This window comes from Aeromonas sp. XH (genome assembly GCF_033348475.1).
Taxonomy (GTDB): Bacteria; Pseudomonadota; Gammaproteobacteria; order Enterobacterales; family Aeromonadaceae; genus Aeromonas; species Aeromonas sanarellii.
In genome coordinates this window covers 4105372-4130891 of the sequence record NZ_CP137630.1, presented here as the reverse complement: position 1 = coordinate 4130891, position 25520 = coordinate 4105372, and the positions used below count along the sequence as shown (strand labels likewise).

Sequence of the window (25520 nt, the reverse complement as noted above, 5' to 3'; positions counted from 1 at the left end):
TATTGATACCCCAAAACCCGATCCCTGGCTTGTAGATTATTGCGCCGGCTTCTGCCTGCTGTTGCGCAGCCCGTCCAGGCTGAACAGCACCAGGGCGCTCCAGATGCAGCCGAAGGTGATCATCTTGTCCAGCGCCAGCGCCTCCCCGTACAGGGTCACCGCCAGGATGAACATCAGGCTGGGGCCTATGTACTGGAAGAAGCCCAGGGTGGAGAGCTTGAGCCGGGTGGCCGCCGCAGTGAAGCAGAGCAGGGGCGCCGTGGTGACGGCACCGGCGGCGACGAGCAGCAGGTTCAGGTGCCAGTCGTTTTGCGTGAGGTGGCTGGTGGGGCTGTCGGCGATGCCCCACAGATAGAAGGCGGCCGGCGGCAGCATGATCAGGGTCTCGATGAGCAGGCCGGTCAGCGCGTCTAGGGCCAGCTTCTTGCGAATGAGGCCATAGATGGCGAAGCTCGAGGCCAGCACCAGGGCTATCCAGGGCAGGGAGCCGAAGGCGATGAGCTGGATGGCGACCCCGATGACGGCGAGCCCGACCGCCCACCACTGCAACCGGCGCAGCTGCTCGCTCAGGAACAGCATGCCGAGCAGCACGTTGAACAGGGGGTTGATGTAGTAGCCCAGGCTCGCATCCAGCATGTGGCCGTTGTTGATGGCCCAGATGAACAGCAGCCAGTTGCCGCCGACGGTGACCGAGGTGAAGGCCAGGGTGAGCAGCACCCTCGGCTGGCGCAGCACCGCCTGCACCTTGTGCCACTGGCGGCCGAGCAGGACCAGCACCATCAGCAGGGCGCAGGACCAGATCATGCGGTGGGTCAGGATCTCGGCGGCCGGCACGGCGGAGAGCGTCTTGAAGTAGATGGGAGCCAGGCCCCAAAGGGTATAGGCGCCGAGGGCATAGAGGACGCCCTGGCGCTGGATCTGTTGTTGCATGCGGATAACCTTCACTGGAGAGCGGATGTAAGGAAACATCGCAAAAGTGCAGTGTAGCCATCCTTTTGGGGGGAAAGAAGTCAATAAATGGGTCTGAGGGGATTTTGACAGCAGAAACAGGGTCAGCGACCGCCCCCGCGGCGGATCTTGTCCACGTCCATCAACAGCCACAGCATCAGGGCGATGGCGGAGATCCAGGGCCCCCAGGTCACATAGGCTTCCCCCTGACCCAGCACGAAGAACAGGAGCGGCAGTCCCACCACCAGAAACAGTACACTTCCCAGAAAAAACAGCATTTTTATCTTTAAATTGAACGGCTTGCTATTTGACGATTATATCGATTAGGGCCCGCGATGAAAGGGTAAAAATGAAAAAGGGGGATTTCTCCCCCTTTGTCGCCGGATCTCGTCATATTCGATGCTAATCGAGCTGGATCCAGGTGCTTTTCAGCTCGGTATACTTCTCCAGGGCGTGCAGGGACTTGTCGCGGCCGTTGCCGGACTGCTTGAAGCCGCCAAACGGCATGGTCATGTCGCCCCCGTCCCAGTTGTTGACGAAGACGGTGCCGGCGCGCAGGGCGCGGGAGCCCTTGACCGCCTGGTTGAGATCCGCCGTCCAGATCGCGGCGGCCAGACCGTAGTCGGTGTCGTTGCCAAGGGCGATGGCCTCGTCCAGGGTGTCGAAGCCGGTCACCGCCAGCACGGGGCCGAAGATCTCCTCGCGGAAGATCCGCATCTGGGGCGTCACCTCGTCAAAGATGGTGGGCTCGATGTAGTAGCCGCCGCTCTCGATCTGGGTGCGCTTGCCCCCCAGCAGCAGCCTGGCCCCCTCCTGCTGGCCGATGGTGATGTAGTTCAGCACCTGCTCCATCTGGATGCTGTCCACCATGGCGCCGATGCGGGTGGCGGGATCGAGGGGGTTGGACGAGATCCATTCACGGGCGTGGGCCAGCAGCCGCTCCATGAACTGCGGCTTGATGCTGTTCTGCACCAGCAGGCGGGAGGCGGCGGTGCACACTTCCCCCTGGTTGTAGAAGATGGCGCCGACGGCGCTTCTGGCTGCGGCATCCAGATCCGGCGCGTCCGCCAGCACTATGTTGGGGCTCTTGCCGCCGCACTCCATAAAGGCGCGTTTCAGATTGGATTTCCCGGAGCACTGCACCAGGTGCTTGCCGATGCGGGTGGAGCCGGTGAAGGTGATGCAGTCCACGTCCATGTGCATGGCGAGCGCCTCGCCCACCGTATGGCCGAAGCCCGGCAGCACGTTGAAGACGCCGTCCGGGATGCCCGCCTCTTTCGCCAGACCCGCGATGCGCAGGGCGGTGAGGGGGGACTTCTCGGAGGGCTTGAGGATCACCGAGTTGCCGGTGGCGAGCGCCGGGCCCAGCTTCCAGCAGGCCATCACCAGGGGGAAGTTCCAGGGAACGATGGCGGCCACGACGCCGAGGGGCTCGCGGGTCACCAGGGCCAGGGCGGACTCATCCACCGGGGCGACCTGATCGTAGATCTTGTCGATGGCCTCGGCGTTCCAGGCGATGCAGTTGGCGGCGGCGGGGGCGTCATAGCCCATGGCGTCGCCGATGGGCTTGCCCATGTCCAGGGACTCCAGCAGTGCCAGCTCCACCTGGTTGAGCCGCATCAGCTCGGCGAAGCGCTGCATGATGAGCTTGCGCTGCTTGGGGGAGAGGCCGCACCAGCGCTTGTCGTCGAAGGCGGCACGGGCGGCTTGCACCGCCAGCTCGGCGTCGGCGGCGTCGCAGGAGGCGACCCGAGTCAGCAGCTTGCCGTTGGCCGGGTTGATGCAGTCGAAAGTGGCGCCGTTGACGGCGTCCCGGTAGCTGCCGTCGATAAAGGCTTGCGAGGGTAGGGTCAGATGGGCGGCCTTGTGTTGCCACTGGGCCAGGGTCAGGTCACTCATGTTCACTCCTTGAACCGGCAGAAAGTCAGTCTCCGCGTATCAATATGCTAAACATCCTGCCGGTTGTAAATCCATCCTGTAACAATTCATTAAACACCTTGCCCCTCTGATCGCCTCGGCGGCTCCCGGAAACTGGCCGGGGCGCCCAAGTCGGGATTGGCATAATCCCTTGGTCCGCCGAGTGTCAGAAGCTGGCGGGGGTGTTGGCGGAGATCAGCACGCACTCCTGATCCCCCACGTTGCGAAAACGGTGGGGGGTGCGGCTGTCGAAGTAGTAGCCATCCCCCGGTGCCAGCAGGTGAACCTGCTCGCCGACGGTGACCTCCACCTGACCCCGGATGACGATGCCGCACTCTTCCCCCTCGTGACTCAGCATGTCGTCGCCGGTGTCGGCCCCCGGGGGCAGTATCTCCTGCATCATGCCGATGGCGCGGTTGGCGCGGCTGTGGCCCACCAGGCGGTAGCTGATGGGGTGGGTGCCGAGATCCGGCATGTCGTCCGCACGGAAGATCACCTCGGAATCCATCTCCGTCTCGTCGGTGAAGAAGCTGGCCAGGGACATGGGGATGCCTTCCAGCACCTTGCGCAGGGAGGCCACCGAGGGGCTCACCTGATTTTTCTCGATCTGGGAGATAAAGCCGTTGGTCACACCGGAGCGTTTTGCCAGCTCGCGCTGGGAGAGGGCCGCCTTGGTGCGAACCGCCTTGAGGCGGTGACCGATATCCATCGTTAGACACTCCTTGACTGTTTACTATTATTAAAATTGTGTTAAATATCTTATACCACCCCTGAGGGGTGACACCAAGCCGGGCGATAAAAGCCCGTTTTTATGGATTCAGGTGTTTAATTTAATAGGCATTGGCCGGGTGTTACTAAACGCCTTAAGGATGAGGTGACCATGAAACCTGTCAGCGACATCAATACCCCCGACATGTCCGCATTCTGGATGCCGTTCACCGCCAACCAGCAGTTCAAGGCGGCGCCGCGCATCCTGAAGTCGGCAGAGGGGATGTATTATCACTCAGAGGATGGCCGCAAGATACTGGATGGCACTGCCGGACTCTGGTGTTGCAACGCGGGCCATGGTCGGCGCGAGATTGCCGAGGCGGTCTCCCAGCAGATCTCCCACCTCGACTTTGCCCCCACCTTCCAGATGGGCCACCCCCTGCCGTTCGAGCTGGCCAACCGGCTGGTGGAGATCGCCCCCAAGGGCTTCGGCCACGTCTTCTATACCAACTCCGGATCGGAGTCCGTCGACACCGCGCTCAAGATCGCCCTGGCCTGGCAGCGGGCGCGGGGCCAGGGGACCCGCACCCGGCTCATCGGGCGCGAGCGCGGCTACCACGGGGTCGGCTTTGGCGGCATCTCGGTGGGGGGCATTCCCGGCAACCGCAAGTGGTTCGGCTCCCTGCTGACCGGGGTGGATCATCTGCCCCACACCCTCAACATAGGGAAAAATGCGTTCACCAAGGGGCTGCCAGCAGAAGACCTCACCCTGGCCGATGAACTGGAGAAGATCGTCTTCCTGCACGACGCCAGCAACATCGCGGCGGTCATCGTCGAGCCCATCGCCGGCAGCACAGGCGTCATCATGCCCCCCAAGGGCTACCTCAAGCGCCTTCGGGAGATCTGCACCAGGCACGGCATCCTGCTGATTTTTGACGAGGTGATCACCGGTTTCGGCCGCCTCGGCTCCCCCTTCGCCGCTCAGGAGTTCGACGTCATCCCCGACATGATCACCTGTGCCAAGGGGCTCACCAACGGCGCCATCCCCATGGGGGCCGTGCTGGTGCAGAACCATATCTATGACGACATGATGGCGGCGGGTAAGGGGGCCATCGAGCTGTTCCACGGCTACACCTACTCGGGTCACCCGGTGGCGGCTGCTGCGGGTCTGGCGACCCTGGAGATCTACCGCAGCGAAAATCTGCTGACCCGGGCCGCCGATCTGGCGGGCTACTGGGAGGAGGCGGCCCATTCCCTCAAGGGCTGCAAGCACGTGAAGGATGTGCGCAACTACGGCCTGGTGGCGGGCATCGAGCTGGAATCCATGGCCGATGCGCCGGGCAAGCGGGCCTACGAGGTGTTCGTGCGCTGCTTCGAGAAGGGGGCCCTGATCCGGGTGACCGGCGACATCATCGCCCTGTCGCCCCCCCTCATCATCGAACGCAGCCAGATCGACGATCTCTTCACCCTGCTGCAGGACGCCCTGCAGGCCCAGGACTGACCCCTTTATCACGCAGGATGCCCTGTGCCGCCCCCGGCGCGGCGAGGACGGATGACCCATCACGGAGGATTTATGAGTTACAGGATCGACAACTTCATCGACGGCGAGACGACAGAGAGTCGCAGCGAGCGTTTCGGCGCCATCTTCAATCCGGCCACCGGACAGCAGCAGGGCTCCGTCGTTCTCAGCACCGCCGATGAGTGTGCCGAGGTGATTGCCAGCGCCGAGCGCGCCTTTGCCGACTGGTCCCAGACCCCGCCCCTGGTGCGGGCCCGGGTGCTGTTTCGCTTCAAGGAGCTGATGGAGCAGCACAGGGACGAGCTGGCCCAGCTCATCAGCCGCGAGCACGGCAAGGTCTTCTCCGATGCCCAGGGGGAGCTGACCCGGGGGCTGGAGGTGGTGGAGTTTGCCTGCGGCATTCCCCATCTGCTCAAGGGGGAGCACTCCCTCAACGTGGGCCGCGGGGTCGACAGCCACTCCATGATGCAGCCGGTGGGGGTCTGCGCCGGCATCACGCCGTTCAACTTCCCGGCCATGGTGCCGCTCTGGATGTTCCCGGTGGCGCTGGCCTGCGGCAACAGCTTCATCCTCAAGCCGTCCGAGAAGGATCCGTCGCTGGCCCTGCGCATGGCCGAGCTGCTCAAGCAGGCGGGCCTGCCGGACGGGGTGCTGAACGTGGTCAACGGCGACAAGGAGGTGGTGGACGTGCTGCTGACCGACCCGCGAGTCGGCGCCGTCTCCTTCGTCGGCTCCACCCCCATCGCCCAATACATCTATGCCACCGCCTCGGCCCATGGCAAGCGGGTGCAGGCCCTGGGCGGCGCCAAGAACCACATGGTGGTGATGCCGGATGCCAATCTGGATCAGGCGGTTTCCGCCCTGATGGGGGCCGCCTATGGTGCGGCGGGCGAGCGCTGCATGGCGATCTCGGTGGCCGTGGTGGTGGGGGACGCGACCGCCGATGCCCTGGTCGCGAAACTCTCGCCCCTGGTGGCGGCCCTGCGGGTCGGGCCCGGCCTGGGCCAGAGTCCGGAGAACGAGATGGGGCCCCTCATCAGCCGGGAACACCTGGCCAAGGTGCGCGGCTACGTGGATCAGGGGGTGGCCGAGGGGGCCGAGCTGGTGGTGGATGGTCGCGGTGTCAGCCGTGGGGAAGGCTACTTTATCGGAGGCAGCCTGTTCGATCGGGTCGGCCCCGAGATGCGCATCTACCGGGAGGAGATCTTCGGCCCCGTGCTCGCCATAGTGCGGGCGCCGGACTACGAGACGGCGCTCAAGCTCATCAACGAACACGAGTACGGCAACGGCACCGCCATCTTCACCGGTGACGGCGATACCGCAAGGGACTTCACCACGCGGGTTCAGGTCGGTATGGTAGGGGTGAACGTACCCATTCCGGTGCCCATGGCGTTTCACAGCTTCGGTGGCTGGAAGCGGTCCATCTTCGGGCCGCTCAACATGCACGGGCCGGACGGGGTGCGTTTCTACACCCGGATGAAGACGGTGACCGCCCGCTGGCCCCAGAGCCTGCGCGCCGGCGCCGAGTTCTCCATGCCGACCATGAAGTGAGCCGCCGGCTCGCTGCCATGGCCTTATTCTCTTGCCCCCGCAGGCCGCCGGTCTGCGGGGGCGCTTCTGTCAAGGAGTAACAGATGCGACTGGGTATTCTCGATTGTGACCGGCTGGACCCCGATTTGGTGGGGGATTTTGGTCCCGTTTACTCCGAGATGTTTATCAAGGGTTTCCGGGCGCTGGCCCCCGAGCTGGAATTTCGGGTCTGGTCCGCCCTGGACGGCGATCTGCCCCCGGATCTGACCGAATGCGATGCCTGGCTCATCACCGGCTCGCGCCACGATGCCTACAGCGACATCCCCTGGATAGTGGCGCTGCGCGACTGGATCCGCCGGGCCCACGACGCCAATGTCAAGCTGGCCGGGGTCTGCTTCGGCCACCAGGTGATCGCCCAGGCCCTGGGAGGGGAGGTGATGAAGTCCACCAAGGGGTGGGGGCTGGGGGTGTCGGTCCATGCCATGCAGACGACGAAACCCTGGATGGCACCCGGGCTGGACACCATCCGGATCCTGGCAAGCCACCAGGATCAGGTGGAGCAGCTGCCGCCGGGGGCGACCCTGCTGGCGGGCAACGACTTCTGCCCCAACTTCATGTTCCTGCAGGGGGATCACATCGTCGCCATCCAGGGCCACCCTGAGTTTTCGGTGGAGTACAACCGGGCCCTGATCGAGCGGCGGCGGGACAGATTGCCCGATGCGCACTACCAGAGCAGCCTCTCCTCCCTGGAGGGGGAGGTGGACTCCGCCACCATGATGCAGTGGTTGCTGCAGTTCCTCGGCATACTGCCGGTCGGGGCCGCGCAAGGCTGAGCTCCCGTTTGTCATATCCACCGCGCTGATGCTAGATTTTGTAGCAAAATGAAGGATCAAGCGGCGATATGCCCAGTTCGGATGATACACTGGCCGCCATCTTTGGCGGCCTTGTCCATGCACGACAGCCGCGCCAGCCTGTGAGGGTGCAACCTTGAAACTACAGCAGTTGAAGTATCTGATCGCGGTGCGGGACCACAATCTCAACGTCTCCGTCGCCTCCGATGCGCTCTATACCAGCCAGCCTGGGGTGAGCAAGCAGATCGGCTTGCTGGAGAGCGAGCTGGGGGTGCGCATCTTCGAGCGCCGCGGCAAGCACCTGCACCGCATCACCCCGGTGGGGGAGGAGATCATCAAGTGTGCCGAGGCCATGCTCAACATCGAGAGCAAGATCAAGGCCATCTCCCGGGAGTACCTGGATCCGACCGTGGGGACCCTCAACATCCACACCACCCACACCATAGCGCGCTACCTGCTGCCGAAAAGCGTCACCTACTTCACCAAGAAGTACCCCAAGATCTCGTTCCACCTGCATCCCGTGATGTCGGCCACCAAGGAGCAGATCAGCAAGGGATACTCGGATTTTTCCATCGTGGCCCACGAAATAGGCTTCGACAAGGAGCTGATCGCGCTGCCCGCCTACCTCTGGACCCTCTCCCTGGTGGTGCCCCAGGATCACCCCCTGGCCAAGGTGAAGAAGCCGACCCTGGAGCAACTCTGCCAGTACCCCATCCTGAGCTACGAGAGCGGCGCCACCGGGCGCCAGGTGCAGGACAGGGTGTTCCAGGCCGCCGGGCTCACCCCCAACTACTACATGACGGTGATGGATGCCGGCGTCATCAAGCGCTACGTGGAACTGGGCTTCGGCATCGGCATCATCTCGTCGCTGGTGGCCAACGACCACGATGCCCCCGGCCTCGTGGCCATCAACCTGGAGCACCTGTTCGAGCCCTGCCCGGCCCAGATCTGCTTCAGCAAGAGCATCCTCCTGCAGAACTACATGTATGACTTCATCAGCTCCTTCTCCCCCCACCTCACCAAGGAGATGATCCAGAACGTGATGCAGCAGCCGACCCAGGCGCGCATCGACGAGCTGCTGGCCGGGGTGGAGCTGCCCGTCTACTGATCCCGCTTCCGTCTCTGTGCCGGCACCCCGGGTGCCGGCCTCCTCCCGCCGAGGTTCCCATGTCCCGCATCCTGCTGCTCGCCAATCTCAACTGTGATCACGTGCTCTCCCTGGCCGAACCCCTGGTGGCGGGGGCGCGGCTGCAATACGTGGATCAGGGCCGCCGGCTCGGCGGTGGCGCCGCCAACACTGGCATCGGCCTGGTGTGGGCGGGACACGAGGTTATCATTGCCTCCCGGGTCGGGCTGGACGAGACCGGTGACTGGCTGCTGGAGCAGGCGGCGGGCTACGGCCTGGACTGCAGCCATGTGGAGCGCTTCGGCGGCGAGACCGGCGAGCTGCTGATCCTGGTGGATTCCACCGGCGAGCGCACCATACTCCGGCGGCCACGCCGTCCGGATCTGCCTGGGGATCTGCCGACCGAGGGGGTGGACTGCCTCTACGTGAACTACCCCGGCACCGCCATCATCGGCTACATGCGCCAGATGCTCGCCAAGAGCTTCGTGGTGGCCCAGTATCCCAAGGGCGGCCAGGCCCGCCGCCCCTGTCACGTGCTGGTGGCCTCCCGCTCCGATCTCGGCGAGGTGGACGACCCCTGGCTGCATGCCCGCCAGCTGGCGGGGGAGCAGCTGGAATGGCTGGTGCTGACCGAGGGCAAGGCGGGGGCCCTCGCCATCCACGGCGAGGAGCGGGTCAGGGTGGCGGCGCGACCGGTCTCGGTGGTGGACACCACGGGGGCGGGGGATGCCTTCGCCGGCGGCCTCATCCATGGGCTGGCGCGGGGCATGGCGATGGGGGATGCGTTGCAGTGCGCGGTGGACTGGGGTGCCTTCGCGGTGGCCTCCGAGAGCTCCATCCCCTCCCAGGCCCTGAAAAACTGGTTGAAGCATCCCCACTGAGGGGCTGACGACCCCGGCCATCCGGGAGGGACCGGCCATCCCGAACAGGGCGACTTGGCCGCCAGAAATGGCCGAAACCCCGGGGTGAGCCTGCAAGTTTGCGATCAATCAAAGAAAGTGTCGATTTATGTACATCTTCGTCGACACCCGCCCGGGCTGCTCTTAACCTTGTCACTCCACGACTCGGTCGAAGATGCAACACCTGTGCGGGTGCACGTGCAGTTCCCCCTCTTTGGCCACCGGCTGTCGTCCTGATTTCTGGCTTGTAGTAAGAGGCAAGTGCGACCATGCAACTCACACGATTTACCGACTATGCCCTGCGTACCCTGACCTTTCTGGCCATCCAGCCCGGTGATCGCCTGTCGACCATCACCGAGGTGGCGGACACCTTCGCCATCTCCCGCAACCACGTGGTCAAGATAGTGCATCAGCTCGGCATCAAGGGGTACATAGAGACGGTGCGTGGCAAGCATGGCGGCATCCGCCTCGGCCGTGCCGCCGTCTCCATCAACCTGCGGGACGTGGTGATGGACATGGAGCACGTGCTCTGCCCGGTGGACTGCAAGCGCGAGAACTGCCGTCTCTCCGGTGGTTGCCGCATCCAGGGCATTCTGCGCCGCGCCATGAACGCCTTCCTCGAGGTGCTGGGGGAGTACACCCTAGCGGATGCGGTGCGGGATCCCACCCGCCTGTGCCACCTGCTCGGCATCGAGCAGGAGAATATCCTGACCATGGCCTAGGGCCGCGGTGAAGCAAGGGGCCTGCGGGCCCCTTGGTTTTTCTGAAACAGTCGATATTAGTGCTGGGGGATCAGGGTGATGGCGCCGTGCAGGCAGGCGAGGCCGCAGGCGCCACAGCCGTCGCAGGCGGCCATGTTGACACTCACCCCCTCGCTGCCGACCTTGATCGCCTGCTGGGGGCAGGCGTCCTCGCACAGCAGGCAGTAGAAGCCCTGACGGGCCTGGCAGCTCGCCTCTATCCTGACCCGGGTCTGCACCTGGCGGCCGAGGCGCAGGTCCAGCGCCCCCGTGGGGCAGGCCCTGGCACAGCTGCCACAGTAGCTGCACTGGCCGCAGGCGAGATCCAGCACCGGGGTGCCGGCGACTGGGGTGCCGGCATAGTCGGGCCGATCGGCGGGTTTGAGCAGGCCGTTGGGACAGGCCTTGAAGCAGTCGCCACAGCGGTTGCAAAGGGTGAGGAACTGGGACTCTTCGATGGCCCAGGGCGGGCGGGCCTCATGGCAAACCACGTCCGGTTTGCGGGGGCCCCCCAATGCGTGTGCCAGCCAGCGACAGAAAAAATGAGTCATGCTCACCCCTATACCTATTAGGGGTTAATTTTATCGAGTTTTCGTTGGGCAAGCCAGAGAATAGCGCGGGGCAGGATCGCAAGCCGGGTTGCCCTTGTGTAAGCTAGGCGGGTCTTTTTGCGGGATTGAATGAACTCATGTGGCTATTTCTGTGGCGTGCTTCTCTGCTCTATGTCTTCCCCCTGCTGATGTGGGCCTACTGCCATCTCAAGGGTATCGAGTTCAGCGAACTCGATACCGGGGTCAACAGCCACAAGTGGGTGGTGCTGGCGGCCTACCTGCTCTACGTGCTGCTCTGGCTGTTGCTCAACCGCTATCTCGAACTCTTCCTGCGCCAGCGGGGGCGCCGATGATGCCTGCACTCGGCCTGCAGCCAGGGTACCGCCGATGAGCTCGCTGCTGACCTGGTGGCCGGCCGTGCTGGCGGCGCTGCTGGCCCTGTTGCTCGGCTGGCTGGCGGGGCGCCGCAGTGGCCGGGAAGAGGTCCTGCTGCTGGAGGAGCGCCATCAGGTGCTGCAGGACAGGCTGGACGAATCCCAGGACGAGAAGATGCTGATCCAGCAGAAGCTGGACCAGCAGCAGACCCTGCTGCTCAAGCTCACCGCCCGCCTCAAGGAGGCCGAGGCGACTCTGCGCAGCGAGCGCCTCGCCAGCGCCGAGAAGCTGCAGCTGCAGCAGGAGGCGGAGGCGCGGCTGAGCCAGCAGTTCGAGAACCTGGCCAACCGTATCTTCGAGCAGAATGCCGGCAACTTCCGCGAACTGAACCAGAACAGCATGGATCTCCTGCTGACTCCGCTCAAGGAGCAGCTCGAGGGGTTCCGCCGCCAGGTGGGGGAGACCCACGCCCAGGAGACGGCACAGCGCCACAACCTCAAGTTCGAGCTGGAGCGGCTCGCCGAGCTCAACGCCCGCATGACTGAGGAGGCCGCGGCCCTGACCCGCGCCCTCAAGGGGGACAGCAAGCAGCAGGGCAACTGGGGCGAGGTGGTGCTGGCTCGCATCCTCTCCGAGTGCGGCCTGCGGGAGGGCCACGAGTACCACACCCAGGTGAATATCGAGGTGGACAAGGGCAGGCGCTACCAGCCCGACGTCATCGTCCACCTGCCCCAGGAGAAGGACATCATCATCGACGCCAAGGTGTCCCTGACCGCCTACGAGCGCTGGTACAACGCGGGCGACGAGCTGGAGAGGGCGGTGGCGCTCAAGGAGCACGTCGCCTCGGTGCGCAGCCACATCCGCGAACTGGGGCGCAAGGATTACCAGCAGCTGCCCGGGGTGCGCACCCTGGACTATGTGCTGATGTTCGTGGCGGTGGAGCCTGCCTTCCTCACCGCTCTGGAGGCCGATCCCTCCCTGGTGCGCTACGGGCTGGATCACAACATCCTGCTGGTGAGCCCCACCAACCTGATGGTGGCGCTGCGCACCATAGAGAACCTGTGGCGCTACGAGCGGCAGAACCAGAACGCGCGCCAGATAGCGGAACGGGCCGGCCGTCTCTATGAGAAGCTGCGGCTGTTCGTGGAGGAGATGCAGCAGATGGGGGGCAGCCTGCACAAGGCGCAGGAGAGCTACGACAAGGCGATGGGCCGGCTGGTCAACGGCCGTGGCAACCTGATCGCCCAGGCGGAGCGCTTCCGCGAGCTGGGGGTGGAGGTCACCAAGCCCCTGCCGGAATCCCTGGTCGATCGGGCGCTACAGCGGGAAGAGTCGGCCGACTGAGGCGGTGTCTCATCCACCCCATGAAACGAGAAGGGCAGCCATTGGCTGCCCTTCTCACGTCTGTTGCGCGTCGCGGGTTTATTGCTTCCAGAACGAGGGGAAGAAGAGCACCGCCACCGTCAGGATCTCGAGCCGCCCCAGCAGCATGCCGAACGACAGTATCCACTTGGCCGAGTCCGGCAGGCTGGCGAAGTTGGTGCTGGGGCCGATGACAGGGCCCATGCCGGGGCCCACGTTGGCCACGGCGGTGATGGAGCCCGAGATGGCGGTCAGGGGATCCAGCCCGATGGCGGCGAGCAGGGCGGCGATGAGCAGTATGATGGCGAAGTAGACCAGCACGAAGGAGATCAGGGAGCGGATGATGGCGTCGTTGACCGGGCGGCCGTTGTACTTCTGGGGGAAGACGCCGGAGGGATGCATCAGCTGGCGCATCTGCTTCTTGAACAGGGCGAAGGCGACCTGCACCCGGAAGATCTTGAGACCGCCGGCGGTGGAACCCGAGCAGGCGCCGAGGGCCAGCAGGATCATGAAGAGGATGCTGGTGAGCGGCCCCCAGGTGCCGAAATCGCCGAGACCATAGCCGGTCGTGGTCAATACGGAGACGATGTTGAAGCTGCTGATCCGCAGCGCATCCATAAAGCCGTAAATATCCCTGACCCACAGATAGAAGGTGACGATGACGGTCACCCAGACCACGAGCCAGAAGAAGCCCTGAACCTGGGCGTCCTTGAGCAGGCTGTTGTCACGGCGGGAGAGGGCCTGCACGTAGAGCAGGAAGGGCAGGCCGCCGAGGAACATGAAGAGGGTGCCTATCCAGTGCGCCTCGTTGGAGAAGTGGGACATGGATTGGTCCGAGGTGGAGTAGCCGCCGGTGCTGAGCGTGGTCATGGCGTGGTTGACCGCCTCGAACAGGGTCATGCCGCTCACCCAGTAGGCGAGGAAGCAGAGCATGGAGAGCACCAGATAGACCACCACTATGTTGTTGGCCACCGTCTTGGCCCGCGGCGCGCTCTTATCGGACCAGTCCGAACTCTCGGTCTGGAACAGCTTCATGCCGCCGACGTTGAGGTAGGGCAGTACCGCCACCGCCATCACGATAAAGCCCACCCCGCCCAGCCACTGCAGGATGGATCGCCACAGCAGGATGCTGTGGGCCATGCCGTCCAGCCCCGACAGCACGGTGGAGCCCGTGGTGGTGACCCCGGACATGGTCTCGAAGTAGGCGTCGGCAAAGTCGATGTGGGTGATGAAGACGAAGGGCAGCGCCCCGAAGACGCAGGCCACCACCCAGACCGAGGTGGTGAGCAGGAACATCTCCCGCACCCCGAGGTGAAACTCGGCCTTGCGCCCATGGTGCAGGCAGAGCAGGGCGGCGCCGTGGGTGATGAGCACGGATTTGAGAAACTCGACGAAGCCTTCCGAGCCGGTCAGCAGGGCCAGCAGGGTAGGCAGCCACATGAAGAGGGCCAGCTTGGAGAGCACCAGACCCAGAGTGAAGACGATGGGACGCAGCTTGATCATGCGAGATAACCTGGTCGTTGATTGAAAAAAGACCCGGGCCTTTCCTGCGGAAAGGGGCCGGGTCTGGATGCCGTTGCCTGAGACATGGCCGGCTTACAGGAAGAAGGGGCTGGGCTGGAACAGACGCTCCACTTCCGGGATGTATTTCTTGTCCACCAGGAACATGACCACGTGGTCATCCTGCTGGATCCGGGTGCGATCGTGAGCGATCAGCACCTCATCCCCCCGCACTATGGCGCCGATCGTGGTGCCCGGCGGCAGCTTGAGCTCGCCCACCGTCTTGCCGACCACCTTGGACGTGTTCTCGTCGCCATGGGCGATGGCCTCGATGGCCTCGGCCGCACCCCGGCGCAGGCTGTAGACGTTGGCGATGTCGGCCCGGCGCACATGGGTCAGCAGGGCCGAGATGGTGGCCTGCTGGGGCGAGATGGCGATGTCGATGGAGCCGCCCTGCACCAGATCCACGTAGGCGCCGCGCTGGATCAGCACCATGGTCTTCTTGGCGCCCATCTTCTTGGCGAGCAGGGCCGACATGATGTTGGCCTCGTCCTCGTTGGTCACCGCGATGAAGACGTCGATCTGGTCGATGTGCTCTTCGGCGAGCAGCTCCTGGTCCGCCGCATCGCCGCAGAAGACGATGGTGTGTTCCAGGTTCTCCGAGAGCTGCTCCGCCCGCTTCTGGTTGCGCTCGATAAGCTTCACGCTGTAGCGCTTCTCCAGCTGGCGGGCGAGACCGGCACCTATGTTGCCGCCCCCGACGATCATGATGCGGCGATAGGGGCTCTCCAGGCGCTGCAGCTCCGACATCACGGCGCGGATGTGGCCCGCCGCCGCCACGAAGAACACCTCGTCATCGGCCTCGATGATGGTGGTGCCCTGGGGACGGATGGAACGCCCCTGACGGAAGATGGCGGCGACCCGGGTCTCGATGTTCGGCATGTGATCCCGCAGGGTGGAGAGTGCGTTGCCCACCAGGGGGCCGCCATAGTAGGCCTTGACCGCCACCAGACCCACCTTGCCGCCAGCGAAGTCCACCACCTGCAAGGCGCCCGGGTACTCGATGAGACGGCGCACATAGTCGGTGACCAGCTGTTCGGGGGCGATCAGGTGGTCCACCGGCACGGATTCCGGCAGGAACAGCCGATCCCGTTCCACCAGATAGGCGGGGGAGCGGATCCGCGCCACCTTGTTCGGGGTGTTGAACAGGGAGTAGGCCACCTGGCAGGCGACCATGTTGGTCTCGTCGCTGTTGGTGACGGCGACCAGCATGTCCGCATCCTGGGCGCCCGCCTCCCGCAGCACCCTGGGGTGAGCGCCGTGACCGTTCACCACCCGCAGGTCGAACTTGTCCTGCAGCTCCCGCAGTCGCTCGCTGTCGGTGTCGACTATGGTGATGTCGTTGTTCTCGCCGGCGAGGTTTTCCGCCAGGGTGCCACCCACCTGACCCGCACCCAGAATGATGATTTTCATATGGACATCTTACTCAAGATTGTTGCTTCGAAATGAGGGCGGCTCGTCATCCGTATCCGCCGTGCCGATATGCGACCTACAGCTTGCTCAGCTTGGCATAGTAGAAGCCATCCATCTCCCCTTCGCCGGGCAGGAACTGGCGACCCGGACAGGCCGGGGTATCCTCTGGATGCAGCGGCACCAGGCGGGCATCCGGAGTGTCGGCCAGGAAGGCGCGGATCTGCTCCCGGTTCTCCTCCGGCAGTACGGAGCAGGTGGCGTAGAGCAGGGTGCCACCGCTCTTGAGCTTGCCCCAGAGGGCATTGAGGATACGGCGCTGCAGTTCGGCCAGCTCGCGGATGTCCTGATCCCGGCGCAGCCACTTGATGTCGGGGTGACGGCGGATGACGCCGGTGGCGGAACAGGGGGCGTCCAGCAGGATGCGGTCGAACTGCCCCTCTGGCCACCACAGCTCCGGCGTGCTGGCGTCACCGTGGATCACTCGGGCCTGGAGGCCGATGCGATCCAGGTTCTCCTGCACCCGCTTGAGGCGCTGCTCGTCGGCATCGACCGCCACCACGCCGGCCAGGGCGGGCTGGCGCTCCAGCAGGTGGGCCGTCTTGCCGCCGGGGGCGGCGCAGGCATCCAGCACCCACTCGCCCGGCTGGGGGTCGAGCAGGCGGGCAGCCTGCTGGGCGGCGCCGTCCTGCACCGAGCAGTCACCCTGCTCGAAACCGGGCAGCTTGGTGACGTCGCAGGGGCGTTCCAGCAGGATGCCATCCTCCCCCTCCTCGCCGGCGACGGCCGGTATGCCCGCCTCGCTCATCCGGGCCAGCATGGCCTCGCGGCTCTGGCGCTGGCCGTTGTTGCGGATCCACATGGGCGGGCGCTGGTTGTTGGCCTCCATGATGAACTCCCAGTCATCGGGATAGGCCTGGCGCAGCCGCTTGGTGAGCCACTCGGGGTGGCCAAGGCGGATGCTGGGGACGCGGTCGATGCGCACCAGAATGACCTCGGCGCTGCGCTGGAAGTTGCGCAGCACGCCGTTGATGAGGCCGCGCAGAGACGACCCCTTGAGCAGCTTGACGGCGTTGACGGTCTCGGCCACGGCGGCGTGGGCCGGAATGCGGGTGTAGATGAGCTGGTAGAGGCCGACCAGGATGAGGTAGTGGAAGATGCGGCTCTTGTTCTTGAGCGGCTTGTCCATCATCTCGCTCACCGCCGCGTCGAGACGGGGCAGCCAGCGCAGGGTGCCGTAACAGAGTTCTTGCAGGAGGGCGCGATCGCGCGGCGCGACCTTCTCCTGGGCAGCAGGCAGAACGGCGGAGAGGGATTGACCCTGATCCAGCACCTGTTGAATGACGAGAGCAGCCTGTGCGCGTGTTTTCATAGCGTTACCTTAGATGCACGAGTCGGGGCCTGGGCCCCGCCTGTGTCAATTCAATCCAGATCAAATCAGTTGGGTGCCGGGTTCGAACCAGTCGCGGCGAGAGTTGAGCAGATCCGAGACGGGCATGGCCTTCTTGCCCGGGGGCTGCAGGGTCAGCAGGCGCAGCACGCCCTGGCCGGTGGCAACCTCGATCCCCTGCTTGTCGGCCTTGAGCAGGGTGCCGGCCGCCTGGCCGTGCGCCTGGGGAACGACCTCGGCCTGCCACACCTTGACGGTCTGGCCAGCCACTTCAAACCAGCTGATGGGCCAGGGGTTGAAGGCGCGGATGCAGCGCTCGATGGCGACCGCGTCCATCGACCAGTCGATGCGCGCCTCCTCCTTGGAGAGCTTCTCGGCGTAGTTGGCCAGGGCGTCGTCCTGTGGCTCCGCGGCGGTGTTGCCGGCGGCCATGGCGTCCAGGGTGTCGACCAGTGCCTGCGGGCCCAGCCCGGCCAGCTTGTCGTACAGGCTGGCAGAAGTCTCGTCGGCCGCGATGGGGCAGCTTACCTTGCGGATCATGGCGCCGGTGTCCAGCCCCACCTCCATCTGCATGATGGTGACGCCGGTTTCGGCATCCCCTGCCCAGATGGAACGCTGGATGGGAGCGGCACCGCGCCAGCGCGGCAGCAAGGAGCCGTGCACGTTGATGCAGCCCAGACGCGGGGTGTCGAGCACGGCCTTGGGCAGGATCAGGCCGTAAGCCACCACCACCATCAGGTCGGCGCCGAGGGCAGCCAGTTCGGCCTGCGCCGCTTCATTGCGCAGGGAGGCGGGCTGATAGACCGGAAGACTGTGGGCCAGTGCCAGCTCCTTGACCGGGCTGGCGGTGAGCTTCTGGCCGCGGCCGGCAGGCTTGTCGGGCTGGGTGTAAACGGCGACGACTTCGTGGCCGGAAGACAACAACGCCGCCAGGTGACGGGCGGCGAAGTCGGGGGTACCGGCAAAAATCAGTTTCAGCTTGTTCAATGGAGCGGATCCTCAGAGGACTTTGCGATCTTCACGGGCCATCTTTTCCAGCTTCTGACGAATGCGCTGGCGCTTGAGCGGGGACAAATAATCCACAAACAGCTTGCCGACCAGATGATCCATCTCATGCTGTATGCAGATGGCGAGCAGATCGTCCGCTTCCAGCTCAAAGGTGTTGCCGTGGCGATCCTGTGCTCTGACCTTGACCCATTCGGCGCGTGGCACCAGGGCCCGATTGCCGGGCACGGAGAGGCAACCCTCCTCGATGCCGGTGCTGCCGGACTGCTCCAAGATCTCCGGGTTGATCAACACCAGCTGATCTTCACGGTTTTCGGAGACATCAATGACGATGATGCGCTGATGAATGTCGACCTGGGTCGCGGCCAGGCCTATGCCTTCCTCCGCGTACATGGTTTCGAACATATCATCTACAATGTGTTGTAACTCGGGTGTAAAGGCCTCGACAGGGGCCGCGACTGTGCGCAGACGCTCATCGGGGAAACGCAATACATCTAGAATGGCCATAATTTTTTCTTTAGTTTCATATAAACGCAGTCAATATTGACGTAATTCTAGTCATTTACGCCGACAAAAAACAGCAACACTTTGCGTGCAGAAGTAACAGGGAGTGTTATGTATCTGAAGCAAATCGTCGTCGCCTGCCTGGCGACAGCCCTGGCCGGTGGCGCCATGGCACAGCAGTTGACGCTGAAATCCGGCTATCCCGAGAGCTATGTGGTACAGAAAGGCGATACCCTCTGGGATATATCGGGTCAGTATCTGGCCGAACCCTGGCTCTGGCCGCGCCTCTGGAACATCAATCCCCAGATTGCCAACCCGCACTGGATTTACCCCGGTGACGTGCTGCACCTCAGCTGGGTCAATGGTGAACCACGACTCGGCAAGGCCAGCCAGGGCGGCAAACAGGTGATCCGCCTCTCGCCCAAGAACCGCTATGAGAACAAGGCCAATCCGATCCCGACCCTGCCGCTCAGCGAGATAGCCCCTTTCCTGCAGACCGATCACATTCTGGCCAACAGCCAGCAGAGCAAGGATCTGCCCTATGTGCTTGGCAACAACGACAAGCACATCGGCATGCTGGAAGGAGGCATCCTCTATGTGAAGGGGGCGCTGGATCCGGGCAAGAGTTATGGCATCTATCGCCCCGGGCTGGTGTACAAGGACAAGCACACCGGCGAGCAGCTCGGTCAGGAGGCGATCTTTGTCGGCACTGTGCGGGCGGAGGAACGTCTTGCCAATGACAGTACCAGGGTCACCCTCACCCACAACCGCCGTGAAGTCTATCAGGGGGACAAGGTGATGCCGCTGCCCTCCCAGGAGAGCCTGTCCGCCGTCTTCATGCCAAAGGCGGCACCCGCCATTTCGCCCGGGTATGTGATCGAGTTGCCGAGCAAGGTACACGGTGGCGGCAAGTTTGACGTCGTGCTCATCAACAAGGGGCAGCGCGATCAGGTGACGCCAGGCGATGTGCTCGAGATCCAGCGTCCTGGGGCCGAGATGGTGGACAAGAATGGCAAGGTGTCGTATCGGGAATATGCATCTGTCTATGACAAGGCTTTTTACTCTGCGGGCAAGTCTTCCCTGCCTGCCGAGGCCGTTGCCAGGGTCATGCTGTTCAAGGTGTACGACAAGCTGAGCTATGGCTTGATCCTGCAGAGTCAGGACTTGGTCGGCTCTGGTTATCAGGTCAGCAACTTCTGACGTGTCACTCCCACTCGAACGGCTGTCGCGGTGGCTGACGCTAGATGCCGTGGCCGGTATAGGCCCGGTGACCGCCGCCCGCCTGCTGGCCCATTTTGGTGGGGACATTACAGCTCTGTTTGACTCAGACGACGGCACCCTGCGATCCCTTGGTCTGCAGAGCGCCCAAATCCAGCAGATGAGATGGCCCCTGCCGCTTGTGGATCAGGGGCTGAGCTGGGCCACCAAGCCCGGCAATCACCTCCTCTGTCTCGATGACCCCGCCTATCCTGCCCTGCTCAAAGAGATCCCCGCCGCCCCGCTATTGCTCTACTGTCGCGGGGATATCGCCTCCCTCTCCCTGCCACAGCTGGCGATGGTGGGCACACGCCACCCCACCTATGCCGGCAAGGACAATGCGGCACGCCTGTGTGCTGAACTGGTGGGTTGCGGCCTGGCGATCACCTCGGGTTTGGCGCTGGGCATCGATGGCATCTGTCACCAGCAGGCGCTGGCATCGGGTGGGGTGACCCTGGCGGTGCTGGGGTCCGGCCTGGATTGTCTTTACCCCAAGCGCCACCACGGGCTGGCGATGCAGATCCTTGAGCAGGGCGGTTTGCTCGTGTCCGAGCTGGCGCCGGATCAGGGGCCGCTGGCCGAGCATTTCCCCCGTCGCAATCGCATCATCAGCGGCCTGTCGCTGGGTACCCTGGTGGTGGAGGCGGCCGAGCAAAGCGGCTCGCTCATCACGGCGCGCTACGCCCTTGAACAGGGGCGAGAGGTCTTTGCCGTGCCGGGTGCTCCGCAAAATATGCAGGCGGCGGGATGCAACCGTCTGCTTCAGCAGGGTGCCAAGCTGGTCCTGAATGCCGCGGATGTTCTTGAGGAGCTGCCGGCTCTCCTGCCGTCCATGGGGTCGATGGGACCTTCTTCCGAGCCATTGCATAATAGCGAATTGCCTTATGCCGATTTGTTGGATAACGTAGATTACGAAGCCACGAGCGTGGATGCCGTTGCCGAACGGGCCCAGCTTCCTGTCGATGTCGTATTGGGCAGGTTGGTCGAACTGGAGCTGCTCGGTGCAGTGATGGCGGTAGCCGGTGGATACGTCAGAACGAGGAGGGCGAATCATGTTTGATGTATTGATGTACCTTTTCGAGACCTACATCCACAGCGATGCAGATGTGATGGTCGAGCAGGATGAACTCACCGACGAACTGAGCCGGGCCGGTTTCAATCAGGACGAAATCGAGAAGGCGCTCGACTGGCTGGAGCGGCTGGCCAATCTGCACGACAGCGAACGGGAGGTGTATGTCACCTCCAGTGCGCAAGGCTCGATGCGGATCTACGCCCCGCAAGAGCTGGCACGCCTCAGCACCGAATGCCGCGGTTTCCTGCTGTTCCTGGAACAGGCGCAAGTGTTGAACGCCGAAACCCGCGAAATCTGCATCGAGCGGTTGCTTGAGCTGGACAAGCCGGACATCGAGCTGGATGATCTCAAGTGGGTCGTCATGATGGTGCTGTTCAACGTGCCGGGCAGCGAGAACGCCTACCAGCAGATGGAAGAGCTGGTGTTTGACGAGTCAGACGGTGTCATTCACTGACAGCCCTGTGCCGCGCTGGTAGAATTCAGGCCATCTGGATTTCAAGGCGCGGCCCATGTCAAAGATCGACCATCACCTCTTCTCTGCCCACGAACATGCATTCGAGCGCGAGCCGTGCCCGCAGTGTGGTGCCGAGCTGGTGATCCGTCAGGGCAAGCATGGCCCCTTCCTGGGTTGCTCGGCCTACCCTTCCTGCGACTACATCCGCTCCCTGACCCCCTCAGGTCGCGACATCGAGAAAGTGCTTGATGGGTCGGCCTGCCCGGATTGCGGCCATCCGCTGGCCATCAAGAAGGGGCGATACGGCCTGTTTGTGGGGTGCACCCAGTACCCTGCCTGCCAGCACATCGAATCCCTGCAGGAGAGTGACGACACCCAGATACTCTGTCCCGAATGTGGCAAGGGTCATCTGGTGAGCCGCACCTCTCGCTACGGCAAGCAATTCTACTCCTGTGACGCCTATCCTCAGTGCAAGTATGTGGTGAACGACAAGCCCGTTCCCATGCCTTGTCCCGAGTGTGGCTGGGGCATCATGGTGGAGAAGAAGGTGAGGGGCAGCCTGCGCTGGATCTGCCCGCAAAAGAAATGCTGCCATCAGATGGAACGGGTATAATCCAGCCGCCATGACCCGGGGGCTGACGAAGGAACCGGTTCGCTTCCGCATCACCTTGAGTTGGTCACGTCGGTGGGCTCGGCTTCCGATGTGCGTGCTTTACCCTGTTAAAACGAGGGCAAGCCACCCGACTCCCGGGGCGTCTGATGATGTGTCATGGTACCGCATGTGCTGCAGAGATGATGGCCCAGGGCCGTCATGCCGGTTCAACCAACAATCCAGTGATGAGAGGCGACAGCACGGCTGTTGCATGTTTTCTATGCCAAACGAACTTGAACAAGCCGTCACCGCCCTTCAAGGAGAAGGGGTGATCGCCTACGCCACCGAGGCCGTGTTTGGCCTGGGATGTGACCCTGATTCCGAGGCTGCGGTGCAGCGCCTGCTGGCCATCAAGCAGCGACCGGTGGAGAAGGGACTGATCCTGATCGCAGCCGAATTGACGCAGTTGCAGGATTACATCGATCTGGGCCTGCTCAGCGATGAGCAGCTGGCTCGGGTTGAAGCAAGCTGGCCTGGTCCCTTCACCTGGATCATGCCAGCCCGTCCGACGACGCCATCCTGGCTGACCGGTCAGTTCGATACCCTGGCGGTACGCGTCACGGCTCATCCCCAGGTGCAGGCCCTGTGCCGCGCCTTCGGCAAGCCGCTGGTCTCTACCAGTGCCAATCTGACTGGTGAGGAGCCCGCCCGCCGGGTCAGCGACATAGGTGAACTGCTGGCAAGCCAGCTGGCCTATATCCTGCCCGGCGAGGTGGGGGGCCAGGCCAATCCGTCCGAGATCAAGGATGCTCGCACCGGCGCCATCATTCGCCCTTCCTGACCGGTGGCAAGATTTCCATTGGCAGTCTGAGCCTTGAGCTCATGACATCACGATAAGACGGACAGGGCGCTCGCACGCCCGCCTGACCGGAGACAAGATGAGCAAACCGGATGTGGCCCAGGTCAAGGCCTTTCTGCAGCAGTTGCAGGACGAGATCTGCCGTGGCCTGGAGCAGGCTGATGGCGCCGGGCGCTTTGAGGAGGACATGTGGCGCCGTGAGGGCGGCGGCGGTGGTCGTACTCGCGTGCTGCGCCACGGTGCTGTGATAGAGCAGGGGGGCGTCAACTTCTCCCACGTCTACGGTGACGCCATGCCGGCGTCGGCTACGGCACACCGCCCCGAACTGGCCGGCCGCAGGTTCGAAGCCATGGGGGTATCGCTGGTGATCCATCCGCACAACCCCTATGTGCCGACCAGCCATGCCAATGTCCGCTTCTTCATCGCAGAGAAAGAGGGCGAAGAGCCCATCTGGTGGTTTGGCGGCGGTTTCGATCTGACGCCCTTCTATCCATTTGCCGAGGATGTGCGGCACTGGCATCAGGTATCCCATGACCTGTGCCAGCCCTTTGGCGAGGGTATCTACCCCGAATTCAAATCCTGGTGCGATCGCTACTTCTTCCTCAAGCATCGCAACGAGACGCGCGGGGTGGGCGGCCTCTTCTTCGACGATCTGAACCGCTGGCCGTTCGATGAGTGTTTCGCCTTCATTCGGGCGGTCGGACAGGGGTATCTCGATGCCTATCTGCCCATAGTCGAGCGGCGCAAGGCTCTGCCCTATGGCGAGCGGGAGCGGGAGTTCCAGCTCTACCGCCGCGGCCGCTATGTGGAGTTCAACCTGGTGTATGACAGGGGAACCCTGTTCGGCCTGCAAACCGGGGGGCGTACCGAGTCTATCCTGATGTCGATGCCCCCGCTGGCGCGCTGGGAGTATGATTGGCAGCCGGAGCCAGGAAGTCCGGAGGCGCAGCTTTATACCCATTACCTCGCACCGCGGACCTGGTTGTGACTAGAAGGGCCATCAGGGCCCCTCTTTGCTGGCCGATATTCGGCTTGTTCCCGCATGAGAAAAACCGTTAAATCGGGAGATTGCCCTCTGATGGAATTCTCCGATGGATCGTTATCTGGTTTTTGGCCACCCGGTGCGCCACAGCAAGTCCCCTTTCATTCACACCCTGTTCGCCAGACAGACCCAGCAGGCACTGGAGTATGGGCTGGCCGAACCGGCCGTCGATGAGTTTGCCACGGCCCTGCGTCACTTCTTTGCCCAGGGAGGCAAGGGGTGCAACGTGACGGTTCCCTTCAAGGAGCAGGCATTCGCCCTGGTCGACCGGTTGAGCCCAAGGGCCCTGCGGGCGGGGGCCGTCAACACCATCAAGCTGACCGATGACGGTGTGCTGCTCGGAGATAACACCGACGGTGCCGGGTTGGTGGCCGATCTGCAGTCCCATGGTGTGGCGTTGGACGGGCGCCGGATCCTGCTACTGGGAGCGGGCGGCGCCGCCCGCGGTGCGCTGGCCCCCCTGCTGGCCGAAAAGCCGGGCGAACTGGTCATCGTCAACCGCACCCATGCCAAGGCAGAGCAATTGGCGGCTGAATTTCATGATTTGGGGCCAGTCAGTGCCCAGCCCTATGAGCAGTTGGCGGGCCGGTTCGACCTCATCATCAACTCGACCTCTGCCAGCCTGCAGGGGGAGTTGCCGCCCCTGGCTCCCGCTCTCATTCACGCCGATATTGCCATCTACGACATGATGTATGGTGCGACGGACACGGCCTTTATCGATTGGGCCAAACGTCAGGGGGCGCGTCAGACCATGGACGGGCTCGGCATGCTGGTGGAGCAGGCTGCCGAAGCCTTCACCGTGTGGCGTGGCATCCGGCCCGGCACCAAGCAGGTATTGAGAGAGCTGAAGCGCAACCTGGGGGGGCTGTAAGCCGGTTTGCCGGGGCGTTGGGACTGCTCTCGAAGCAACCGGGTCTGGCTGGCAGAGGGGCCCGGCACAGTAGATGCGCAAGAAGGGACTCGCCTGTAGCGAAATGGGGCTCCCATACGGAGCATATTTAAGCAAAAGACCAGATTGTTTTCACAGAAAAAACCATTAGTAACAATGCTTTATGTCTTCCATCAGCTACTTGTTGTGCCTTTTTCAAGTTTTTTCTCAAAGCAGCGGAACTAGTTCGCAATGGTGCTGACTAATTAGATAGTTGAGGAAGTGCTAGCTAGTCACCTTTATAACTCCCCGGTATTCATACTGGGGATTTTTTTATCTACATGAAAAATATATAGATTTTCCTCAGTTACTTTCCGTGAAACTAAATTACATAAATTACTTTCACTTTCTGCTGCTTTGCTGTACAGTTGTCGGCGTAGGGTACAGAGGTAAGATGTTCTATCTTTCAGACCTTTTATTTCACGTAATTGAATGTGGCTGAATAGCAGCCCCGATGAGTCATCGTCGGGGCGTTTTTTTATGCGTTTTGATTAGAGTAAATGCTTTAGTTTCTGTGGCCTTTTGTTAGAATGAGGGTGTTTCTTGAGGAAAACCAATCGTCTTTGTTCTCGAGAACTCGCTTTTTCCCATTTTTTTGAACGCATTTCTTCAGGCCGGTCCGCTGCTGCGAGACTGGCCTCATTTTTATCCCTTCGAGATATTATTCGGTAATAAACTTTCAGTTTCGTTTGTGACAATCCTATTGTTAGCTTGCTGCGACTAAAAGAATGAAAACGGTGTCAATGGTGAGAAAAGTTAATTCACTCCGCGCCTTAACTGTCCATGTGATTGATTTTGAGTGATTTTATTGTCATTGGATGCAGCATGGGAGGAAAGGCGGGAGAGACTGGTCTGGGCGGGGTGACACTGAAAGTCTTTCAATCAGCGGAGGGGGAACTCCGCTCATTGCAGCAAGAGGAG

25 protein-coding genes are annotated in these 25520 nt (G+C 62.9%); 15 read left to right on the top strand and 10 right to left on the bottom strand.

Annotation, left to right across the window (positions count from 1 at the left end; translation table 11 throughout):
* Positions 1–36: 36 nt before the first annotated feature.
* From rarD to R2B70_RS19155, 4 genes are all read right to left on the bottom strand, one after another.
* Complete coding sequence (gene rarD / locus R2B70_RS19170; RefSeq protein WP_318162238.1) at positions 37–930, bottom strand: EamA family transporter RarD; 894 nt, start codon at positions 928–930, stop codon at positions 37–39.
* A gap of 122 nt (positions 931–1052) precedes the next feature.
* Positions 1053–1226: a hypothetical protein gene (locus R2B70_RS19165; protein WP_167335716.1), complete on the bottom strand. Its 174-nt coding sequence runs from the start codon at positions 1224–1226 to the stop codon at positions 1053–1055.
* 124 nt (positions 1227–1350) lie between these two features.
* Positions 1351–2847, bottom strand: coding sequence for an aldehyde dehydrogenase (locus R2B70_RS19160; RefSeq protein WP_318162237.1), 1497 nt, complete (start codon positions 2845–2847; stop codon positions 1351–1353).
* 184 nt (positions 2848–3031) lie between these two features.
* On the bottom strand, positions 3032–3574 hold the full coding sequence (locus R2B70_RS19155; RefSeq protein ID WP_010672493.1) for a cupin domain-containing protein: 543 nt from the start codon (positions 3572–3574) through the stop codon (positions 3032–3034).
* Between the two features lie 171 nt (positions 3575–3745).
* On the opposite strand from R2B70_RS19155, the gene R2B70_RS19150 reads away from it, so the two are divergent.
* The 6 genes from R2B70_RS19150 (at position 3746) to R2B70_RS19125 (ending at position 10220) form a co-directional block, all read left to right on the top strand.
* Positions 3746–5074: an aspartate aminotransferase family protein gene (locus R2B70_RS19150; RefSeq protein WP_318162236.1), complete on the top strand. Its 1329-nt coding sequence runs from the start codon at positions 3746–3748 to the stop codon at positions 5072–5074.
* Between the two features lie 72 nt (positions 5075–5146).
* Positions 5147–6643, top strand: a complete 1497-nt coding sequence (locus R2B70_RS19145) for a CoA-acylating methylmalonate-semialdehyde dehydrogenase (protein WP_318162235.1) — start codon at positions 5147–5149, stop codon at positions 6641–6643.
* 83 nt (positions 6644–6726) lie between these two features.
* A complete protein-coding gene (locus R2B70_RS19140) occupies positions 6727–7455 on the top strand; it encodes a glutamine amidotransferase-related protein (RefSeq protein WP_209794858.1) in 729 nt (242 codons plus the stop codon).
* Positions 7456–7609: 154 nt separating this feature from the next.
* The gene (locus R2B70_RS19135; RefSeq protein ID WP_042078357.1) at positions 7610–8581 is read left to right on the top strand and encodes a LysR substrate-binding domain-containing protein; all 972 of its coding nucleotides are present in this window, start codon (positions 7610–7612) and stop codon (positions 8579–8581) included.
* Between the two features lie 59 nt (positions 8582–8640).
* Positions 8641–9480, top strand: a complete 840-nt coding sequence (locus R2B70_RS19130; RefSeq protein ID WP_318162234.1) for a PfkB family carbohydrate kinase — start codon at positions 8641–8643, stop codon at positions 9478–9480.
* Positions 9481–9767: 287 nt separating this feature from the next.
* Complete coding sequence (locus R2B70_RS19125; RefSeq protein ID WP_042078360.1) at positions 9768–10220, top strand: Rrf2 family transcriptional regulator; 453 nt, start codon at positions 9768–9770, stop codon at positions 10218–10220.
* Positions 10221–10276: 56 nt separating this feature from the next.
* Here R2B70_RS19125 and R2B70_RS19120 read toward each other — a convergent pair whose 3' ends face one another.
* Positions 10277–10789 (bottom strand): ferredoxin-type protein NapF, encoded by a 513-nt coding sequence (locus R2B70_RS19120; protein WP_042078361.1) that lies wholly within the window; start codon positions 10787–10789, stop codon positions 10277–10279.
* A 137-nt stretch (positions 10790–10926) separates the two neighbouring features.
* On the opposite strand from R2B70_RS19120, the gene R2B70_RS19115 reads away from it, so the two are divergent.
* Together R2B70_RS19115 and rmuC are read left to right on the top strand one after the other, a co-directional pair.
* Positions 10927–11142 carry a hypothetical protein gene (locus R2B70_RS19115; RefSeq protein WP_042078362.1) on the top strand — a complete coding sequence of 72 codons (216 nt, stop codon included), beginning with the start codon at positions 10927–10929 and terminating at the stop codon, positions 11140–11142.
* Between the two features lie 34 nt (positions 11143–11176).
* Positions 11177–12508, top strand: coding sequence for a DNA recombination protein RmuC (rmuC, locus tag R2B70_RS19110; protein WP_318162233.1), 1332 nt, complete (start codon positions 11177–11179; stop codon positions 12506–12508).
* A 78-nt stretch (positions 12509–12586) separates the two neighbouring features.
* Here rmuC and R2B70_RS19105 read toward each other — a convergent pair whose 3' ends face one another.
* From R2B70_RS19105 to def, 5 genes are all read right to left on the bottom strand, one after another.
* On the bottom strand, positions 12587–14029 hold the full coding sequence (locus R2B70_RS19105; RefSeq protein ID WP_318162232.1) for a TrkH family potassium uptake protein: 1443 nt from the start codon (positions 14027–14029) through the stop codon (positions 12587–12589).
* Positions 14030–14122: 93 nt separating this feature from the next.
* The gene (trkA, locus tag R2B70_RS19100) at positions 14123–15499 is read right to left on the bottom strand and encodes a Trk system potassium transporter TrkA (RefSeq protein ID WP_042078365.1); all 1377 of its coding nucleotides are present in this window, start codon (positions 15497–15499) and stop codon (positions 14123–14125) included.
* Positions 15500–15575: 76 nt separating this feature from the next.
* Complete coding sequence (gene rsmB, locus R2B70_RS19095; protein ID WP_209794862.1) at positions 15576–16868, bottom strand: 16S rRNA (cytosine(967)-C(5))-methyltransferase RsmB; 1293 nt, start codon at positions 16866–16868, stop codon at positions 15576–15578.
* A gap of 60 nt (positions 16869–16928) precedes the next feature.
* Positions 16929–17873 (bottom strand): methionyl-tRNA formyltransferase, encoded by a 945-nt coding sequence (gene fmt, locus R2B70_RS19090; protein WP_318162231.1) that lies wholly within the window; start codon positions 17871–17873, stop codon positions 16929–16931.
* Between the two features lie 12 nt (positions 17874–17885).
* A complete protein-coding gene (gene def / locus R2B70_RS19085; protein ID WP_042078370.1) occupies positions 17886–18398 on the bottom strand; it encodes a peptide deformylase in 513 nt (170 codons plus the stop codon).
* A gap of 108 nt (positions 18399–18506) precedes the next feature.
* Here def and R2B70_RS19080 point away from each other — a divergent pair, with 108 nt between their 5' ends.
* From R2B70_RS19080 to aroE, 7 genes are all read left to right on the top strand, one after another.
* Positions 18507–19595, top strand: coding sequence for a LysM peptidoglycan-binding domain-containing protein (locus tag R2B70_RS19080; protein ID WP_318162230.1), 1089 nt, complete (start codon positions 18507–18509; stop codon positions 19593–19595).
* Between the two features lies 1 nt (position 19596).
* Complete coding sequence (dprA, locus tag R2B70_RS19075; protein WP_318162229.1) at positions 19597–20712, top strand: DNA-processing protein DprA; 1116 nt, start codon at positions 19597–19599, stop codon at positions 20710–20712.
* On the top strand, positions 20705–21178 hold the full coding sequence (locus R2B70_RS19070) for a DUF494 family protein (protein WP_042078376.1): 474 nt from the start codon (positions 20705–20707) through the stop codon (positions 21176–21178). Before dprA ends, R2B70_RS19070 begins: the two co-directional genes overlap by 8 nt.
* 55 nt (positions 21179–21233) lie before the next feature.
* Entirely contained in the window at positions 21234–21791 is a 558-nt protein-coding gene (locus tag R2B70_RS19065; RefSeq protein ID WP_318162228.1) for a type I DNA topoisomerase, read from the top strand.
* 259 nt (positions 21792–22050) lie between these two features.
* Positions 22051–22611, top strand: a complete 561-nt coding sequence (locus R2B70_RS19060; RefSeq protein ID WP_042078378.1) for a Sua5/YciO/YrdC/YwlC family protein — start codon at positions 22051–22053, stop codon at positions 22609–22611.
* Between the two features lie 97 nt (positions 22612–22708).
* Positions 22709–23617, top strand: a complete 909-nt coding sequence (gene hemF / locus R2B70_RS19055) for an oxygen-dependent coproporphyrinogen oxidase (RefSeq protein ID WP_318162227.1) — start codon at positions 22709–22711, stop codon at positions 23615–23617.
* A 103-nt stretch (positions 23618–23720) separates the two neighbouring features.
* Positions 23721–24542 carry a shikimate dehydrogenase gene (gene aroE / locus R2B70_RS19050; RefSeq protein ID WP_318162226.1) on the top strand — a complete coding sequence of 274 codons (822 nt, stop codon included), beginning with the start codon at positions 23721–23723 and terminating at the stop codon, positions 24540–24542.
* Positions 24543–25520 lie beyond the last annotated feature (978 nt).

Coding starts and splice junctions, on each gene's coding strand:
- R2B70_RS19070 (WP_042078376.1), top strand. CDS start 20,705: ATGTTTGATGTATTGATGTACCTTTTCGAGACCTACATCCACAGCGAT.
- R2B70_RS19150 (WP_318162236.1), top strand. CDS start 3,746: ATGAAACCTGTCAGCGACATCAATACCCCCGACATGTCCGCATTCTGG.
- R2B70_RS19155 (WP_010672493.1), bottom strand. CDS start 3,574: ATGGATATCGGTCACCGCCTCAAGGCGGTTCGCACCAAGGCGGCCCTC.
- trkA (WP_042078365.1), bottom strand. CDS start 15,499: ATGAAAATCATCATTCTGGGTGCGGGTCAGGTGGGTGGCACCCTGGCG.
- R2B70_RS19115 (WP_042078362.1), top strand. CDS start 10,927: ATGTGGCTATTTCTGTGGCGTGCTTCTCTGCTCTATGTCTTCCCCCTG.
- R2B70_RS19145 (WP_318162235.1), top strand. CDS start 5,147: ATGAGTTACAGGATCGACAACTTCATCGACGGCGAGACGACAGAGAGT.
- def (WP_042078370.1), bottom strand. CDS start 18,398: ATGGCCATTCTAGATGTATTGCGTTTCCCCGATGAGCGTCTGCGCACA.
- R2B70_RS19140 (WP_209794858.1), top strand. CDS start 6,727: ATGCGACTGGGTATTCTCGATTGTGACCGGCTGGACCCCGATTTGGTG.
- rmuC (WP_318162233.1), top strand. CDS start 11,177: ATGAGCTCGCTGCTGACCTGGTGGCCGGCCGTGCTGGCGGCGCTGCTG.
- R2B70_RS19125 (WP_042078360.1), top strand. CDS start 9,768: ATGCAACTCACACGATTTACCGACTATGCCCTGCGTACCCTGACCTTT.
- R2B70_RS19080 (WP_318162230.1), top strand. CDS start 18,507: ATGTATCTGAAGCAAATCGTCGTCGCCTGCCTGGCGACAGCCCTGGCC.
- R2B70_RS19060 (WP_042078378.1), top strand. CDS start 22,051: ATGCCAAACGAACTTGAACAAGCCGTCACCGCCCTTCAAGGAGAAGGG.
- rarD (WP_318162238.1), bottom strand. CDS start 930: ATGCAACAACAGATCCAGCGCCAGGGCGTCCTCTATGCCCTCGGCGCC.
- R2B70_RS19160 (WP_318162237.1), bottom strand. CDS start 2,847: ATGAGTGACCTGACCCTGGCCCAGTGGCAACACAAGGCCGCCCATCTG.
- R2B70_RS19165 (WP_167335716.1), bottom strand. CDS start 1,226: ATGCTGTTTTTTCTGGGAAGTGTACTGTTTCTGGTGGTGGGACTGCCG.
- R2B70_RS19130 (WP_318162234.1), top strand. CDS start 8,641: ATGTCCCGCATCCTGCTGCTCGCCAATCTCAACTGTGATCACGTGCTC.
- aroE (WP_318162226.1), top strand. CDS start 23,721: ATGGATCGTTATCTGGTTTTTGGCCACCCGGTGCGCCACAGCAAGTCC.
- R2B70_RS19120 (WP_042078361.1), bottom strand. CDS start 10,789: ATGACTCATTTTTTCTGTCGCTGGCTGGCACACGCATTGGGGGGCCCC.
- rsmB (WP_209794862.1), bottom strand. CDS start 16,868: ATGAAAACACGCGCACAGGCTGCTCTCGTCATTCAACAGGTGCTGGAT.
- R2B70_RS19065 (WP_318162228.1), top strand. CDS start 21,234: ATGTCAAAGATCGACCATCACCTCTTCTCTGCCCACGAACATGCATTC.
- hemF (WP_318162227.1), top strand. CDS start 22,709: ATGAGCAAACCGGATGTGGCCCAGGTCAAGGCCTTTCTGCAGCAGTTG.
- R2B70_RS19105 (WP_318162232.1), bottom strand. CDS start 14,029: ATGATCAAGCTGCGTCCCATCGTCTTCACTCTGGGTCTGGTGCTCTCC.